General features: G+C 33.3%; 15 protein-coding genes. 14 read left to right on the top strand and 1 reads right to left on the bottom strand.

Features of this window, described 5'->3' with window-relative positions; all coding sequences use genetic code 11:
- Positions 1-2 precede the first annotated feature (2 nt).
- The 14 genes from KXJ69_RS06305 to KXJ69_RS06240 all read left to right on the top strand — a co-directional run bounded on the left by KXJ69_RS06305 (position 3) and on the right by KXJ69_RS06240 (position 15,751).
- A complete protein-coding gene (locus tag KXJ69_RS06305; RefSeq protein WP_219052126.1) occupies positions 3-998 on the top strand; it encodes an N-acetylneuraminate synthase family protein in 996 nt (331 codons plus the stop codon).
- A gap of 2 nt (positions 999-1,000) precedes the next feature.
- Entirely contained in the window at positions 1,001-2,161 is a 1,161-nt protein-coding gene (gene neuC / locus KXJ69_RS06300) for a UDP-N-acetylglucosamine 2-epimerase (protein ID WP_219052125.1), read from the top strand.
- Complete coding sequence (locus tag KXJ69_RS06295) at positions 2,161-2,859, top strand: acylneuraminate cytidylyltransferase family protein (RefSeq protein ID WP_219052124.1); 699 nt, start codon at positions 2,161-2,163, stop codon at positions 2,857-2,859. The genes neuC and KXJ69_RS06295 overlap by 1 nt, the downstream gene beginning before the upstream one ends.
- Positions 2,859-4,550, top strand: a complete 1,692-nt coding sequence (gene asnB / locus KXJ69_RS06290) for an asparagine synthase (glutamine-hydrolyzing) (protein WP_219052123.1) — start codon at positions 2,859-2,861, stop codon at positions 4,548-4,550. Before KXJ69_RS06295 ends, asnB begins: the two co-directional genes overlap by 1 nt.
- Before the next feature lie 30 nt (positions 4,551-4,580).
- A complete protein-coding gene (locus tag KXJ69_RS06285; RefSeq protein ID WP_219052122.1) occupies positions 4,581-5,267 on the top strand; it encodes a class I SAM-dependent methyltransferase in 687 nt (228 codons plus the stop codon).
- Between the two features lie 368 nt (positions 5,268-5,635).
- On the top strand, positions 5,636-6,259 hold the full coding sequence (locus KXJ69_RS06280) for an O-fucosyltransferase family protein (RefSeq protein ID WP_219052121.1): 624 nt from the start codon (positions 5,636-5,638) through the stop codon (positions 6,257-6,259).
- 5 nt (positions 6,260-6,264) lie between these two features.
- Complete coding sequence (locus KXJ69_RS06275; RefSeq protein ID WP_219052120.1) at positions 6,265-7,662, top strand: hypothetical protein; 1,398 nt, start codon at positions 6,265-6,267, stop codon at positions 7,660-7,662.
- Positions 7,655-8,692 (top strand): exostosin domain-containing protein, encoded by a 1,038-nt coding sequence (locus KXJ69_RS06270; protein ID WP_219052119.1) that lies wholly within the window; start codon positions 7,655-7,657, stop codon positions 8,690-8,692. Before KXJ69_RS06275 ends, KXJ69_RS06270 begins: the two co-directional genes overlap by 8 nt.
- Positions 8,689-9,816 (top strand): glycosyltransferase family 4 protein, encoded by a 1,128-nt coding sequence (locus KXJ69_RS06265; RefSeq protein WP_219052118.1) that lies wholly within the window; start codon positions 8,689-8,691, stop codon positions 9,814-9,816. The genes KXJ69_RS06270 and KXJ69_RS06265 overlap by 4 nt, the downstream gene beginning before the upstream one ends.
- Entirely contained in the window at positions 9,813-10,925 is a 1,113-nt protein-coding gene (locus KXJ69_RS06260) for a glycosyltransferase (RefSeq protein ID WP_219052117.1), read from the top strand. The genes KXJ69_RS06265 and KXJ69_RS06260 overlap by 4 nt, the downstream gene beginning before the upstream one ends.
- The gene (locus tag KXJ69_RS06255) at positions 10,922-11,992 is read left to right on the top strand and encodes a glycosyltransferase (protein ID WP_219052116.1); all 1,071 of its coding nucleotides are present in this window, start codon (positions 10,922-10,924) and stop codon (positions 11,990-11,992) included. The genes KXJ69_RS06260 and KXJ69_RS06255 overlap by 4 nt, the downstream gene beginning before the upstream one ends.
- Entirely contained in the window at positions 11,976-13,349 is a 1,374-nt protein-coding gene (locus KXJ69_RS06250) for an O-antigen ligase family protein (protein ID WP_219052115.1), read from the top strand. Before KXJ69_RS06255 ends, KXJ69_RS06250 begins: the two co-directional genes overlap by 17 nt.
- Complete coding sequence (locus KXJ69_RS06245; protein ID WP_219052114.1) at positions 13,303-14,322, top strand: glycosyltransferase family 4 protein; 1,020 nt, start codon at positions 13,303-13,305, stop codon at positions 14,320-14,322. Before KXJ69_RS06250 ends, KXJ69_RS06245 begins: the two co-directional genes overlap by 47 nt.
- Positions 14,323-14,359: 37 nt before the next feature.
- Positions 14,360-15,751 (top strand): exopolysaccharide biosynthesis polyprenyl glycosylphosphotransferase, encoded by a 1,392-nt coding sequence (locus KXJ69_RS06240; protein ID WP_219052113.1) that lies wholly within the window; start codon positions 14,360-14,362, stop codon positions 15,749-15,751.
- Between the two features lie 68 nt (positions 15,752-15,819).
- Here the strand turns inward: KXJ69_RS06240 and KXJ69_RS06235 are convergent, their stop codons facing one another.
- On the bottom strand, positions 15,820-17,019 hold the full coding sequence (locus tag KXJ69_RS06235) for an Lnb N-terminal periplasmic domain-containing protein (protein ID WP_219052112.1): 1,200 nt from the start codon (positions 17,017-17,019) through the stop codon (positions 15,820-15,822).
- Positions 17,020-17,027 lie beyond the last annotated feature (8 nt).

The raw sequence follows: 17,027 nt of genomic DNA, 5'->3' as shown, positions 1-17,027 counted from the left end.
CTATGCTAACCATAGCCGAAATAGGCCAAGCTCACGACGGAAGTTTAGGAATGCTTCATGCATATATCGATGCGGTGGCAAAAATTGGAGCTACGGCAATCAAATTTCAAACCCATATTGCGGAAGCCGAAAGTAGTATTCACGAACCCTTTCGAGTGCATTTTTCAAAACAAGATAAAACGCGTTTCGACTATTGGAAACGAATGGAGTTTACTCAAGAACAATGGATTGAAATTGGTAGACATTGTAAAGAAGTAGGATTACAATTTATCAGCAGCCCTTTTAGTAATGCTGCCGTGGATGTTTTAGAAATAGCAAAGGTTGATAGTTATAAGATAGGGAGTGGTGAAGTGAATAATTTTTTACTTCTTAAAAAGGTTGTCGAAACCCAAAAACCTATTATCATTTCTAGTGGGATGAGCTCTTTTGAAGAACTTGATAAAACCGTGTCTTTTTTTAAGCAACACCAAGCCAATTTTTCAATACTACAGTGTACTACAAGCTATCCCACAACACCAGAAAATTACGGGCTTAATGTTATTCAGGAATTAAAAGATCGATATGGTGTGCCCGTAGGTTTTTCAGACCATTCCTCAAAAGTTGCAACGGGTATAGCGGCTGTGGCCTTGGGTGCAGAAATACTAGAATTTCACGTGGTCTTTAACAAGAATATGTTTGGTCCAGATGTGTCTTCGTCACTTACTTTGGAGGAAGCAGCAGTCTTAGTTAAAAGTGTAAATGATATTTCAAAAGCACTAAGAAATCCTGTAAATAAGTCACAAAACGAGCAGTTTACAGATTTAAAGAATATTTTTGAAAAATCCTTGGCGGTCAATAAAAAGCTTCCCAAAGGACATGTAGTAACTTTTATGGATTTGGAGTCCAAAAAGCCTAAAGGATATGGGATAGATGCCTCAGAATTTGAAAAAGTAGTGGGAAAAAAACTTAATAAAGATTTACATCCCTGGGATTTTTTAACCCATGATGATATAATTTAACTATGGCAGAAAAACGAAAAATATGTGCTGTAATTACAGCAAGACCTTCGTACAGCAGGGTTAAAACAGTATTACAAGCAATTAAAGCGCACCCAAAATTAGAGTTACAACTTGTAGTTGCAGGTTCTGCATTGTTAGATAGATATGGAACTGCTGTAAACTTTATTGAAAAGGATGGTTTTACCATTAATGATAAGGTGTTTATGGTATTGGAAGGAGAAAACAAAACAGCCATGGCTAAAACTACTGGGTTGGGTGTTATGGAATTAGCGAACGTTTTTTACAATTTACAACCTGATGCTGTTTTAACCATAGCAGATCGATTTGAAACCATTGCCACGTCTATCGCTGCTGCCTATCAAAATATACCTTTAATTCATTTACAAGGTGGAGAGGTGACTGGAAATATAGATGAAAAAGTTCGCCATGCCAATACTAAATTAGCCGATATTCATTTTGTGACTTCGGAAGATGCCAGAGAGCGCGTGTTAAAAATGGGAGAGGATGAAGCCTATGTGTTTAACACGGGCTGCCCTTCAATTGATATCGCTTCGGAAGTGCAAAAAAGTCCAAAATTAGATTATAATCCCTTCGAAAAATATGGTGGTGTTGGTGGAACTTTTTCTCTTGATGAAGGATATTTGGTCGTGATGCAGCATCCCGTTACTACTGAATATGATGCTGCTAAAAATGATGTTTTAAAAACCCTTCGAATTATTGACGAGCTTAAAATTCCAACGTTTTGGTTTTGGCCCAATGTAGATGCTGGGGCTGATGGAACTTCAAACGGAATACGATCCTATCGGGAGAAAAACAATCCAAAACACATTCGCTTTTTTAAAAATATGGAGCCTTTCGATTTCTTAAAACTTCTGGTCAATGGTAAATGTTTAGTTGGTAATAGTAGTGTTGGAATTCGTGAATGTTCGTATTTGGGGGTGCCTGTAGTAAATATAGGTACGCGCCAGAATAGACGGTTACGGGGTGAGAATGTTATTGATGTAGCATATGATGAAATTGAAATAAAAAAGGCCATTGAAATGCAAATTGCTACACCAAAAAACAAAAAAAGTTTTGTGTATGGCTCTGGAGATAGTGGTATAAAGATTGCCAATATATTGGCAGATATTCCATTGCGTTTTCATAAAACCATAACCTATTAATGAAGATTTTAGGACTCATACCCGCACGTGGTGGCAGTAAAGGAATCCCAAATAAAAACCGAAAGCAATTGGGAGGAAAACCTTTGCTGGAATACACTATTGAAGCTGCATTGGCGTCAAAAAAGTTGAGTCGGGTTATTTTTTCTTCTGAAGATGAGCAACTAATAAAGTTAGCTAAAAAGAGTGGGGTTGATGTGCCTTTTGTGAGACCTGAAACACTTGCAAGTGATACAGCGGGTTCTTTAGAAGTGGTTCAACACGCATTGCATTTTTTCCTTAAACAAGGGGTGCATTTTGATGCAGTTTGTTTACTTCAAGTTACCACCCCATTTCGTGATAAAGGATTTATTGATAAAGCCATACAAAGGTTTATAGCGTCTGGGACTGATTCATTAATATCTGTTCAAGAAGTTCCGCATGAGTACAATCCGCATTGGGTATTTAAAGTTTCCAATAATGGTACGTTAAAAATAGCCACAGGCGAATCTCAAATTATTACAAGAAGGCAGGAATTACCCGAAGCCTTTATAAGGGACGGGTCTATTTACCTTACCCGTGCTAAAACACTTTTAGAGCAAAACTCTCTTTATGGAAACTCTATTTCTTATATAGAATCGAACCCCTCGTATCAGATTAATATTGACACTATTCACGATTGGGAAAAAGCAGAAAAAATATTAAAATCAATTCCTAAATAATGTGTGGGATTGCAGGATTGGTGGGAGGCAACCCTCAAGAAAGACAATTATTGACTATGCTTACAGCACAAAAGCATAGGGGCCCAGATTTTTTAGGAACTTATTTTGATGACGGCATTGCATTAGGCCACAACAGACTCTCCATTATAGATTTATCCCCTGAAGCCAATCAGCCGTTTTATTCGAAAGATGGACGCTATATCTTGGTTTATAATGGTGAAATTTATAATTATCTAGAATTAAAAGAAAGTTTAAAGGCGTATTATCCTTTCAAAACTAAATCAGACTCCGAAGTGCTACTTGCTGCCTACATACATTGGGGAAGCTCTTGTCTCGAACATTTTAATGGGATGTTTTCATTTGCCATTTGGGATACCCAAGAGAAGCAATTATTTGCTGCTCGTGATCGATTTGGGGTAAAGCCCTTTTTTTATTCATTTAATGATACAGTATTTAGTTTTGCTTCTGAAATTAAAACACTTTTTGCCTCTGGAATAAAAAAATCACCTAATGAACAGGTATGGGCCAATTACTTTGTGTATGGCAGTTATGGGATGCCAAATGAATCTTTTTGGAATGGAATTACACAATTACCAGGTGGACATTATCTAATTCTGCGCAATAGTACACTTGTCATAAAAAAATGGTATCACTTTGAAGAGGAAGTAAAAAAATATTCTGAAAAGCTTCCTTTTGAGGAGGTGATTTCAACCTATGAATCAATTCTAAAAGAGAGTATTGCACTTCGATTTAGAGCAGATGTACCTGTGGGTTTCAATATAAGTGGAGGGTTGGATAGTTCTACCCTTTTAGCTTTTGTAAATGAATACCAACAAAAAAGTAAAATAAAAGCTTTTACTTTTTATACCAATGATGAAAGATATGATGAACTTCCTTGGGTTGAAGAAATGATAGCAACAACTGGAAATCCCTTATATAAAGTATTATTAAAAACTTCTGAAGTAGTAGCACTTGGACAACAATTTTCAGATTTTCAAGATGAACCATACGGAGGTTTGCCTACAATTGCGTATGCCAAATTATTTAAGGAGGCTAAAAAATTGGAAGTAAAAGTATTGTTAGATGGACAAGGAATGGATGAACAATGGGCGGGGTATGATTATTATACTAAAAAAAATGAGAATGTTATACAGGGTATTCTGGGTTCGCCATTAAGACCTCATGTGCTAAACGATGTGTTTTTTAATCAGGCAAAAAAACCAATATATCCTAAACCTTTTGATGATGAAGTGAAGAATTTACAATTTCGTGATCTTTTTTACACAAAAATTCCAAGAGCTTTGCGGTTTAATGATAGAATTTCTATGGCAGCATCGACGGAGTTGCGCGAACCATTTTTGGATTATCGTTTAGTAGAATTTGCTTTTGCACAACCGCTTAAATATAAAATTAAAGGAGGAATTCAAAAATATTTATTGAGAGAGTTGGTTTCAAAATATTTATCAAATTCAATTCGATATGCTCCTAAACGACCATTGCAAACACCACAAAGGGAATGGTTGGGCAAGGAATTACGCGATTGGGTGGAAACAGAAATTTCGTATTTAAAAGCGCATAATTGGTTTAAAAAAGAGGAACTACAAAAGGAATTAAATCTTTACTTTAAGGGAAATCAAGAAAGTAGCTTCCATATTTGGCAATGGATAAATACAAGCTTACTTTTGAAGTAACTATTATTGTATTGACTTGTAGTATTTTATATGGAAGAAAAAAACTACGATTATATAAAAAGAATAAAGGAGAAATTTTTGGTTACAGATGCTTCTCTATTTAGATTTGGAAGTGTAGAAGATGGTGGTTATTTTCTAAGGCCAGAAACATTAAAAAAGTCCAAAGTTTTATTTAGTGGAGGAATTTCTTCTAATGTTGAGTTTGAATTTGATATTTTTCGTTTTAATAAGAATATTAAAATTCTCATGCTTGATCCCACAGTGTCAAGGAGAAAATTATTATTTAAAGGGTTTGCTAGATTATTTTTTTCGAAACCTGATAAAATAAGATACTTGTTTAATGCCTTAATATTTACATATTTAATAAAGAGTTCTAGATGTATTCATAAAAAACTATTTTTGGATATAAACCATAATATCCTAAGCCTTGTAAAAACTACCTTTAATATCGATTCAGAAATATTATTAAAATTGGATATTGAGGGTAGCGAATATGATTTTTTAGATGAGATAACCAAAAATTTAGATTCTTATAGCGCAATGGTTTTCGAATTTCACAATATGCATTTAAAGCATCCGGCAGTTGAAGATTTCATTTCAAAATGCAGCACACACTTTAATCTAGTTTATTTTGCTGAGAACCCTTCTGGAGGATATGATCCATTTAAGAGACCAAAAAATGTTGAAATTAGTCTAGAAAGAAGAATGGATATTTAAATTGTGTTGCTTTCAATATTGGTTATCTTTGACCTGCATATATGAAGGGTATTAAAAAAAAAATAGGCAGACTACTTAAAAAGCTTACCATATACTTAGCCTATTCTAAAAAAATTTCTTTAAATAAATCTTCAACAAAAAGGATTATCATTTGTTTTGACGGATTGTTTCCCCATGGTGGATTTGTTGATAGATTAAAAGGAATTATCTCTTTTTATGAAATTTCAAAACAATTACAATGCGAATTTTTCATTCAATTTGATGACCCTTTTAAATTAAGTATTTTTTTAGAACCAAATAAAGTTTCATGGAATATTGATAAACTTGATGTTACTTGGATTCCCTGTAGAACTAAGTTTTTGTATTTAATGAATGACTTTCAAGTAAATCCACTTGAAATTATTAAAAAATCAAAAGCAAGTACCTTTATTATTTATTCAAATATGGATTACCTTCCTAAAATAGATAATAAGTTAACATCGTTAGAGTTAGAAAGTGTTTGGAGAAGAAATTTTAATGAGTTGTTTAAAAAATCACCGTATTTGGTAAATGCACTATCTAGCTTTGAAGGAAAAAAATACAATAGTATTCATACAAGGTTTACAAGCTTAATGGGCGATTTTATAGATACTACAAAACAAATTCTAACAATAGAAAAAAAAATAGAGTTGCTTGATAAACTAAAGGCCAGAGTAGAAGAAATCGTAAGCCAATCTAAGCATGAATGTTTTGTCTTTTCAGATAGCGAACATTTTTTAAAATTTATCGGTGAAAATTCAAAAGTGCAAATTGTTGGCGGAGCACCGAAACATATGGATAAATTTGATGAGGATACCACATTAGAAAGTCATTTAAAAACAATTTTGGATTTCTTTTTAATTGCCAATAGCCAAGGCATTATTTTTTTAAGGATTGATCCTATGTACCATAGTAGTTTTTCAAAATATGCTTCCATAATGGGTAATGCCCCTTTTAAAACTGTAATGAAATAAACCCTTTGAAAGAAAATCGAACCATATTATTTGTAATCCCAGATGGAGTTGGAATAAGGAATTATCTATATTCTAGCATTATAACCCATATTAAAAGTACCGCGCAAATTCATTTTTGGACCACTCTTCCCGAAACGGCAGTTAAGGAGGTAGAAAAACTTCATTCGGTCGATATAGGGTATACCCACTTTACCCTTCCTAAAGAGTCTTTACGCACACGATTGTTTCGAGAAGCTTCAACATATGCACGCTTGCTACATAATTCAAAAATTCTTAAAAACAACACGATTATTGAAAACTGGAATAAGGTTAGCAGTAGTTTAAAGTTAAAAGTTCTTTATTTTATTTCGGAAGTAATTGGAAAGCAGGCCAGTAAAAAGTATAAAAATATATTGAGGCTTGAGGAAAAATCTAAAAAATACTGGGATAAAAATCTTGTTAATTACTATAAAAGTCAATTAAAGTTACTTAAACCTACTACCATTTTCATAACCCACCAGCGGGTTGCTTTTTTAAATGCTATTTGTATTGCGGCTAAGGAGCTAGGAATTAAAGTAATTTGCACTATCTATTCATGGGATAATACTCCCAAAGCAAGCTTGGCAATTAAAACCGATAAATACTTAGTTTGGTCCTACTATATGAAAAGGGAATTATCGGCCTTATATCCGGAAATTCCTGAAGATAGTATTGTCGTTACTGGAACCCCACAATTTGAATTTTACTTAGAAAGTCAACGTCAAATTTCGAGAGCTGATTTTGCCCAAAAGTACCAATTAAATGAGCATCAAAAGTGGATATGCTTTAGCGGTGACGATGAGAAAACCTCACCCTTTGACCCAAAATACTTAGAAGATGTGGCAGAAGCTGTAAATGCTATTCCCGAAAAGGATAGACCTCAAATCATTTTTAGAAGATGTCCTGTGGATGTAACAGACAGATACAATTATGTATTTCAAAAGTATTCGAATATTATAACACCTATAAGCCCAGTTTGGAATACAGATGCAAAAAGTTGGGGAGCTGTGTATCCTAAAATGGAAGATATTAATTTATTGGTAAACATTGCTTTTCATTGTGAATTTGTTATAAATGTGGGTTCAACAATGGCTCATGATTTTGCAGTTTACAATAAACCCTGTTTTTATATTAATTACAATCAAAATAGTACTTCAATTTGGTCTGTAGAAAAAATATATAATTTTCAACATTTTAGAAGTATGGGACAGTTGGATGCCGTGGGTTGGTTTAATTCAAAAGCTGAAATAAAAGAAAAGATATTGTTAGCCATTAGTAATCCCGAAAAAATTGCCAAAGATAAGCAAGCTTGGATGCGGCTAATTGTAAACCACCCATTAGACGATAATGCCAAATTAATTACAAAGGAATTGCTGGATGATTAAACTTTTTTATGATAAACAGTTGAGAATAGAAGCAGAGAAGTTTCAACTTTTTCCTCTCTTGGAAGTCCTAGAAATGGCAAATTCTCCATTAAAATCCATATATCAAATTGTTGATAATATGGAGGATTGTGATTTTGGAATTATCCCTATGAATGTTCAGTTTTTATATCTTCAAAAAAAGAAAAGAGAGGTTGAGGATTTTATTGAAAAATGTCAATTTCACGGTAAAAAAGTATTGGTCTTTTCTGGGGGCGATTTTGGACTCACCATTAAAAGCCCTCAAGTTATAACAGTAAGATTGGGCGGGTTTCATAGCAGGCTTGACAATAATACTCATATTATGCCTCCTTTTATAAAGGATCCGTATTTAATTTTAGGAAAAAAATTTCATTCTCTAGAAAAACCATTAAAACCGTCCCTAGGCTTTGTGGGTCATGCTAATGGAAGCATTTTAAAGTTTTGCAAGGAATATATCTTACATGTAAAAGGAGCTTTCAATAAGTTAGTAAAAAAAGATGTTACAGATAAACAGTTTTTTTACCCCTCTAGTTTAAGGAGGTATGTATATTTGAAAAATTTACTAAAAAGCCCAGAAATCGTTTGTAATTTTATCTTCCGAAAACAATATAGAGCTGGTGTAAAGACTGCTTCTGAAAAAGAAAAAACAACCCATGAATTTTACAAAAATATAAATGAAAACCTCTACACGTTTTGTTCCCGTGGCACTGGAAATTTTTCGGTTCGATTTTATGAAACATTGGCGATGGGGAGAATACCTGTAGTTATAGACACGGACTGTAGGCTTCCCTTTTATAAAACAATTAATTGGGATTCATGTTGTATTCGCATTTCAGAAGGTGAAATCAATAAAATGGAAGAAAAAATAATAGCCTTTCATACCCATAACCCCCCAGAAAAAATTCTTTCAATACAACAACAAAACAGAATGATTTGGGAAAAATATCTAACAAAAGATGTTTATTTTAAAGAGTTGGCATTAAAACTAGAAAATATAAAAAACACCGTATGAATATTGTTTTTTTATCTGCAGAGTATCCTCTTTGGGCTCCTGGAGGCGTTGGTACTTTTTTACAAACCTTTGGAAGATCATTGGCAATGCACGGGCATACAATCACAATCCTTGGTGTAGGAGTTGAGGAAAATGAAGTAATATTAGAAGATGAGGGCGTAACATTAATCCGTTTGCCAAAAAATAAAACCATACTTCCTAATTTTTTGTACAATGCTTGGCAATTAAATAAACGACTTAAATTAATGCAGTCTCAAAATCCAATTGATATTATTGAATCCGCAGAGCTTGGACTTGCCATTATTTCAAAAAAGCACCCTGCTAAGATGGTTATTAGGATGCACGGGGGACATCACTTTTTTGCAGAAGCTGAAAAAAGAGGGATAAATTGGAGAAAGGGACTACTAGAAAAAAAATCTTTTAAAAAAGCTGATGGATTTATTGCCGTTTCACAATATGTAAAGGACCATACTGCAAAGTATCTAACATATCACAATAAACCCATAGAGATTATTAACTACCCCATTAATACTTCTTTAGAAATACCCAAAATAAGTATTCAAAATAATAAAATACTTTTTGCCGGTACCGTTTGTGAAAAAAAAGGAGTGAGGCAACTTATTGAAGCTTTTAAAATTGTTAGAACTACATACCCCGAGAAGGAATTGGATATTTATGGAAGAGATTGGTTTTACCCTAATGGGGATTCTTATATAGAAAAGTTGAAACAGGATTATGATGCTTCATATTTTATAAATGTCGTATTTCATGGAACTATTGAGAGAGAATTGTTAAATTTAAAGTATAGGGAAGCTGGACTATGTGTCTTTCCTTCGCATATGGAGACTCAAGGATTAGTAACTCTCGAGGCTATGTTACTTCAAAAGCCAGTTATTTTCTCCCAATACGGCCCAGGACCAGAAACAATTATTCATGAAGAAACAGGATTGTTATGTGATGTGTATGACCCTATTGACATTGCTGAAAAAATAATTTGGTGTATTAAAAATCCCGACAAAGCAAACCTGCTGGGAATTAAGGCGGAAAAAGTTGTTCGAAAGAAATATGATAAAAGCCATATCTTAGAAAAGAATTTAGCCTTTTACGACAGTTTAATATCATGAAGTTTGCTATCATTACCCACGTAAATCATTTAAAAAATGATGATTACTATTATGCATACGCTCCGTATGTAAAGGAGATGAATATATGGGGCAAATATGTAGATGAAATGTTTATTGTTGCACCTATTGGCTTGAATCTGCCAACTTCGATAGAAATTCGGTACACAAATAAAATAACATTTTATAAAATTCCATCTATTTCATTTATAAATATTTCAGAATGTATAAAAGGGTTTCTTCGTATTCCATTTATTTGTTTTAAAATTTTTAAAGCAATGAAAGCGAGTGATCAAATCCATTTACGTTGTCCAGGAAATATTGGATTGTTGGGATGTTTAATTCAGGTTTTTTTTCCTCGAAAACATAAAACCGCAAAATATGCCGGTAACTGGGATCCTAAAGCAAAGCAACCTTTAAGTTACCGTTTTCAAAAATGGATACTGTCAAATACCTATTTAACCAAAAACATGAAAGTTTTGGTGTATGGAGATTGGCCAAAACAATCTATAAACATCCATCCTTTTTTTACCGCTACCTACCCAAAGAATAAAATATTAGGAATACAAGAAAAAAATTTTATAGCACCATACCAATTCATGTTTGTGGGTAGCCTATCTTCAGGTAAACGTCCTATTTATGCAGTGCAATTAGTTGAAGCTTTGATGCAAGCAGGTGAAAATGTTAAATTGGCCATTTATGGCGAAGGTTCTGAAAGAGAAATAATTGAGGAGTATATTACCAATAATAACTTAATGGATATAGTTTTTCTGCATGGGAATAAAACCTCAGAAGAAGTTGAAACTGCTTATAAAAAGAGTCACTTTTTAGTGTTGCCCTCAAAGTCTGAAGGGTGGCCAAAAGCTGTTGCAGAAGGCATGTTTTGGGGTGTAATACCTATTGTTACGAAAATTTCCTGTGTTCCTTGGATGCTTTCAAATGGAGAAAGAGGTATTTTAACAAATGGAATTTTAGAAGAGGATTTAAATAAAATTCTTTCGCTATTTCAAGATAAAATCAATTTAAAAAAGCTATCTGTTAATGCTCAACAATGGTCTCATCAATACACACTTGATTATTTTGAATCTGAAATAAAAAGAATACTAGCATGAGGGTTTTACAGCTAATAGATTCTTTGGACGCAGGAGGAGCAGAACGAGTTGCTGTAACCTTTGCAAATGCCTTAGTTTCTAAAGTTGAATATTCATCCTTGTGCACAACCCGAAAAGAAGGATTATTAAAAAATAATTTAGATAAAGGAGTTTCCTACTTGTTTCTAAAAAAAAATCACGCATTAGATGTATTTGCCATTGTTAGGTTGTTGCGTTTTATTAAGAGAGAAAAAATAAACATTATTCACGCTCATGCAACATCCTATTTTACAGGAACAATAATAAAAATTATTAAACCAAAAATGATTCTAATATGGCATGATCATTATGGGAATAGTGAATTACTTCATAAGAGAAAATTTAAAATTTTACAATGGTGTTCTTTTAGGTTTAATGGCATTTTATGTGTAAATAAAAATTTAACACAATGGGCAATAAGTCATTTAAAATCTAAAGACATTCGGTATTTTAAAAACATAGTTTCGCTTCCTGAGGAAAATGATACTAACCTAAAATTAAAAGGAATTGAAGGAAAGCGAATTATATGTGTTGGTAACTTTAGACCACAAAAGGATCATCAAAATTTATTAAATGCCTTTGAATTAGTTTTAGCTAAGCATCCTGAATATAGCCTTCATTTATTCGGTAAAAATTGGGGGGACACCTATTTTAATAATATTAAAGAGCAAATACAGCAAAATAATTTAGGAGAATGTGTTCATTATTATGGAGCTCAAAAAACTACCCTTGGATTATTAATGCAGGCCAACATCGGGGTTTTATCGTCACAGTCCGAAGGGCTTCCAATTAGTCTATTGGAATATGGTATTGCTGGATTAGCAGTAGTTTGCACGCGAGTTGGACAATGTGAGGAGGTTATAAACGGATTTGGTCAATGTGTTGACCCCAATCGACCTGAAGACTTAGCACTTGCAATACATTCGTATATAGAAAATATTGAAAAAAGAACTTTGGATGCAACTTTATTTCAAAATCACATTCTAAAAAACCATTCAATTGATGCTATTATTCCTATATTAATTTCTTATTATGAAAGCAAGAGGTAAATCTTTTAGGGTGAAGTATTTACAATTACTACTGTTTCATATTGTAATGGCATTAGTAATTTATCAATTTAACCCTGCAGGGAAGATATTTTTGTTTGCGATAATTGGGTATTTTTTAATTAAAATATTTAGTAGCGGAAATAGAAATGATGAAATATTAATTGCAGCTGCCTATATTACTGGATTTGAAGTATTTTCTAGAATGTTAGGAGGCGTTGGGTTTTCCTATGAATTTGCCAAATATGTAGTAATTGGTTTTATGCTTTTAGGAATGTTTTTTAAAGGTTTTAATCGTAAGTCATGGCCATATGTCATTTTTTTACTGCTATTAATACCAGGGGTTTTATTTTCTGCAATTAATTTAGATTATGATTCGAGCGTTGGTAATGCTATTGGATTTAATTTAAGTGGTCCTGTGTGTCTAGCAATTACAGCATTGTATTGTTATAATAGGAAAATGGTAAAAGAACGATTTCAAGAAGTATTATTAGCCCTGTTATTACCCATAATAGCCACAACTACCTATTTATATGTTTATACGCCAAATGTAAGAGACGTACTTACTGGAACACAATCAAATTTTGAAGCCTCAGGTGGGTTTGGGCCCAATCAAGTTGCTACCATATTAGGATTAGGGGTTTTTATTCTTTTTTCTAGACTATTAATAATTAAAGATAGGTTAGTAAACATTATAGATGTAGTATTATTAGCTCTTATTTGTTATCGAGGTATTGTTACATTTTCTAGAGGTGGAATGATAACGGCTGCCGTTTGTGCCGTATTATTTGTTTTCTTTTATTATTTTAGGATAAGTTCAAAGGAAAAGGGAAGTTTAATTCCCAAAATTGTGTTCATAGTAATTGTTATAGGTGTCACTTGGTTGCGATCTTCATTTGTGACTGAAGGACTTATAGATAAACGATATGCTAACCAAGATGCTGCTGGAAGAGTTAAAGAAGACATAACTACGGGAAGAAAAGATCTTATTAATGAAGAGTTACAGGCATTTTACGATTATCCAATAACAGGAGTAGGCGTGGGCAAAACGAAAGAATTTCGTGAACAAATAACAGGTTATGCAACTGCAACCCATAACGAAGTTAGTAGAATGTTGTCCGAACATGGAATTTTTGGATTAACCGCCTTAGCTATTTTACTTTTCACTCCATTAATTTTTCGATTGTCTAATAAATCCAATCCCTATTTAATATCATTTTTACTTTTTTGGTTATTAACTATCAATCATAGTTCAATGCGTATTTCTGCCCCTGCGTTTGTGTATGGTTTAACATTAATTTCAATAGTTTCTTTTGAAAAAAAAGATCGTATATATAGGAAATCAGTTATCACAGAGTAATAAGGGAACCCTTACTACTTTAGACACTCTTTCAAGTCACTTAGGAACCGAAGGATTTGAGGTTGTCACAGCATCTAGTAAACAGAATAAAATTATTCGTTTATGGCAAATGCTCCAAACTGTTTTTATTCATAGAAAAGAAACTAGTAATGTCCTTATAGATACCTACAGTACCCAAAACTTCTGGTATGCAGTAGCAGTAGCAAACCTCTGTAGGTTTTTAAGAATACCTTATATACCTATTCTTCACGGAGGTAATTTGCCAAAAAGACTCAAAAGAACCCCAAATCAATCTAAAAAATTGTTTAATGTTGCAAAGGCCAATGTAACACCCTCAAACTATCTTTTACAAACATTTTTACGTGCAGGGTTTAGCAATACCGTTTGCATTCCCAATACCATAGAAATAAATAAATACCCCTTTAAATCTAGAGTGGGAGTTTTACCAAAACTGTTGTGGGTACGTTCATTTGCAGAAATTTACAACCCATTTTTAGCTATTCAAATTATTGAAAGGATTTCAAAATTATATCCTATTGCTACTTTATGTATGGTAGGTCCCGATAAAGACGGTTCGCTTCAAAAATGTAAAGAATTTGCCGAGGGAAAAAAGCTACCTGTAAGGTTTATGGGTAAATTAAGCAAAGAAGAATGGATATCACTTTCTTCGGAATATGATATTTTTATTAATACCACTAATTTTGACAATACACCTGTAAGTGTTATTGAAGCAATGGCGCTAGGGCTTCCAATAATATCAACAAATGTAGGAGGCATTCCCTTTTTACTAGAAAACCGAAAGGATGCGCTACTTGTACCTACAAATAATAAGGAGGCATTTATAGAAGCAATTGTTTATCTTTGTAATAACGATTCCTTAAGCAAAACATTGGTTAAAAATGCTAGAAAAAAAGTAGAAGGCTATGATTGGGAAATAGTCAAACATCTTTGGATCAAGCTTTTGAATGAGTAAATAATTAGTTACATTTAACCAAGCAAACCAATCCCCAATGTCCCAAAAATCAAGTATTCACTTTGAAATTTCGGAACGTAAAGTTCTATTAAGAATATTTGATATTATTTCGGTATTAGGTGTCTTGTATTTAGTTGGAATTGTATTTGATTTCGATTACTTCATTATTAAAAAAGAACGTTGGTTTTGGTCCATAGTTCTTGCGCTCTACCTTACTATTTTTGCAACTATTTTTGAATTATACGACCTTCAAAAAGCGAGTAAGTTTGAGATTGTTGTCCAAAATATTATTCTTGCATCCTCGGTAACTGTTTTAGTTTATCTACTTACGCCTTTTGTTGCACCTGTTTTACCTGCCAATCGTCTTCAAATTGTCTATTTTTATATATCAATTAATGTTGCGTTATTTCTTTGGAGGTATGCCTATATATTTCTTATTTCAGCACCTAGATTTCATAAAAGAATTCTTTTAATTGCTAATAGAAAAAAAGTGGAAGGAATCATAACTTCCTTACATAAATCAGATCCAAACTATAAAGTGAATGGGTTTATTAATGTGGGTAAAAATAAGGATGAATTAAATTTCTATAACATAGAAGAATATTCTTTAGATAACATTGAAAAAATAATTGAAGAACAAGGAATAAGTGAAATTGTCATCGCGGCTTCACAAAGTGATAATGTTACGGTTTTATTATATAATAAACTAATTGGTTTATTGGAACAAGGGGTGTCAATTAGGGAATACACTCAAGTATATGAAGAAATTACGCATCGAGTACCCGTTCAGCACGTAGATAAGGATTTTTATCGCTATTTTCCTTTTAGTCGCAGTAATCAGAATAAGCTGTACTTATTTTTCCATAGAATTTTAGACCTCCTCTTTTCGGTAATAGGATTGGTTTTTGGATTAGTTATATTTCCGATTATTCTACTTGGTAATCTATTTGGAAATAGGGGGCCACTTTTTTACACTCAAATGAGAGTGGGTAAAAACGGAAGGCATTTTAGAATATACAAACTACGTAGCATGGTGAAAGATGCTGAAAAACATGGCGCTCAATTTGCCGATAAAAAAGATGTTCGTGTGACCAATTTTGGACGTTTTCTCAGACGCTCCCGATTTGATGAAATTCCTCAATTTATCAATGTTATTAAAGGCGATATGAGTGTGATTGGTCCTAGACCCGAACGCCCTGTTTTTGTTAAAGAACTCTCTGAAAAAATTCCTTTTTATGAAGTACGGCATCTTGTAAAGCCTGGTGTTACCGGTTGGGCACAGGTAAATCATAAATATGGTGTGGGTGAAGATGATGCCCTTGAAAAATTACAATACGATCTATACTACATTAAAAAACGAAGCATTTTCCTAGACATAAGCATAGTCATTAAAACCCTAAGTACCATTATCTTTTTTAGGGGGCAGTAAATAGTGAATAGTTAATAGTTAATGGTGAATAGTGAATGGTACTGTTCTTTAGGGTTCAAGTTTGTTGTTTAGAACTTCTGCTTGCCATCTGTTTTTTTCAGAAATAAAAGCACATAGATATATCGTATTGCCAATGCCACAAAGAGAGGTATAAATCCTATGGCAAAGGTTTGCACTCCAGAAATAGAATGAAGACAAAGCAAGGCAAAGAGAATAAGTAAAAATGCATAATATTTACTTAGCCATTTTTTGGGTTGTTTTTTTGAAATGGCTACACATAAAAATAACGACAAGGGGAAGGCCCACAATAGGTTATAATTATTTACTGTAGTGGAATGGTCTGTTGCTATCCAAAGCAACAGTAGTAAAAAACCTATGAAACCAGTGCTAAAGAAAATAATTCCATCAAGGTACCGACTTCTTTTTCTTTTTCTGAAATCTTGGTAGGTCACAAATAAAATAATCAACCCTAAAAGTCCAATGACAAATAACGGACTCATAAAAAAGTTGGATGTTTCTTCTTGCGGTGTATTTTCGAATAAAGAGTTTGTGGTTATTACAAGGGGTTCTTTCGTATTGCCTTTTGTGACTGTTGCCACAGCAGCTGCTTCAAAAACATATTGCGGCAAAAATTGATATTCCCAAGCCGAAGCGGGTCTATCTACCACAGCACCAATGGCGACATCCATCCCCAAGCTACCCCATGTATTGGCTTTTACATTTTTTTGAATAAGCTCTCGAAATGTATATTGCTCCGTCACAAAACGATCATTATACTGCAGTTCCTCTCCCAATACTGCTTTTAGAACATCGCGAATTCGGGTAGCGCAATTATCAAAAAAGAAATCATATAAATAGCCTCTGTTTTCTGGCTTTGCATTGTTTTGAAGGTATTGAAACAGCTCATTCTTTTCAGTAGAGGAGAGGTTTAAAACCTGCTCTTTTACCCATCTATTTTCCTGAATATAATTTTGGTAAAACGCTTCAAAATAGGCAACACTTAAATTGTAATTCAATTTTCCTTGGGCAAACTTGGTGTAAAAATTAGGGGTATTAAAATCGTAGGTCCCGTAGTTATACGCCCAATCTATTCCGTTGGCCTCATCTTTTACTCGAAAGGCACTATGCCCAAATTTGTCATACAGATTTTTCCCTGGACCAACAGTAATTATACTGATTTCAGCTGCTTCAGAAAGGGTTGTGACTTGTGCTTCTGAAGGGAGGTTCAGAAAAAAAAGAAAAAGAAATAAGTATGTTATGTGTTTCAAAGGAAATG

This window comes from Halomarinibacterium sedimenti, from assembly GCF_019312585.1.
Taxonomy (GTDB): Bacteria; Bacteroidota; Bacteroidia; order Flavobacteriales; family Flavobacteriaceae; genus Halomarinibacterium; species Halomarinibacterium sedimenti.
Note: the sequence above shows the minus strand (reverse complement) of the source record. Positions and strands in the feature narration are given on the sequence as shown.

Excerpts from the sequence above, each read along its gene's own strand:
- KXJ69_RS06305 (WP_219052126.1), top strand. The coding sequence starts at position 3 with ATGCTAACCATAGCCGAAATAGGCCAAGCTCACGACGGAAGTTTAGGA.
- neuC (WP_219052125.1), top strand. The coding sequence starts at position 1,001 with ATGGCAGAAAAACGAAAAATATGTGCTGTAATTACAGCAAGACCTTCG.
- KXJ69_RS06295 (WP_219052124.1), top strand. The coding sequence starts at position 2,161 with ATGAAGATTTTAGGACTCATACCCGCACGTGGTGGCAGTAAAGGAATC.
- asnB (WP_219052123.1), top strand. The coding sequence starts at position 2,859 with ATGTGTGGGATTGCAGGATTGGTGGGAGGCAACCCTCAAGAAAGACAA.
- KXJ69_RS06285 (WP_219052122.1), top strand. The coding sequence starts at position 4,581 with ATGGAAGAAAAAAACTACGATTATATAAAAAGAATAAAGGAGAAATTT.
- KXJ69_RS06280 (WP_219052121.1), top strand. The coding sequence starts at position 5,636 with ATGAATGACTTTCAAGTAAATCCACTTGAAATTATTAAAAAATCAAAA.
- KXJ69_RS06270 (WP_219052119.1), top strand. The coding sequence starts at position 7,655 with ATGATTAAACTTTTTTATGATAAACAGTTGAGAATAGAAGCAGAGAAG.
- KXJ69_RS06265 (WP_219052118.1), top strand. The coding sequence starts at position 8,689 with ATGAATATTGTTTTTTTATCTGCAGAGTATCCTCTTTGGGCTCCTGGA.
- KXJ69_RS06260 (WP_219052117.1), top strand. The coding sequence starts at position 9,813 with ATGAAGTTTGCTATCATTACCCACGTAAATCATTTAAAAAATGATGAT.
- KXJ69_RS06255 (WP_219052116.1), top strand. The coding sequence starts at position 10,922 with ATGAGGGTTTTACAGCTAATAGATTCTTTGGACGCAGGAGGAGCAGAA.
- KXJ69_RS06250 (WP_219052115.1), top strand. The coding sequence starts at position 11,976 with ATGAAAGCAAGAGGTAAATCTTTTAGGGTGAAGTATTTACAATTACTA.
- KXJ69_RS06240 (WP_219052113.1), top strand. The coding sequence starts at position 14,360 with ATGTCCCAAAAATCAAGTATTCACTTTGAAATTTCGGAACGTAAAGTT.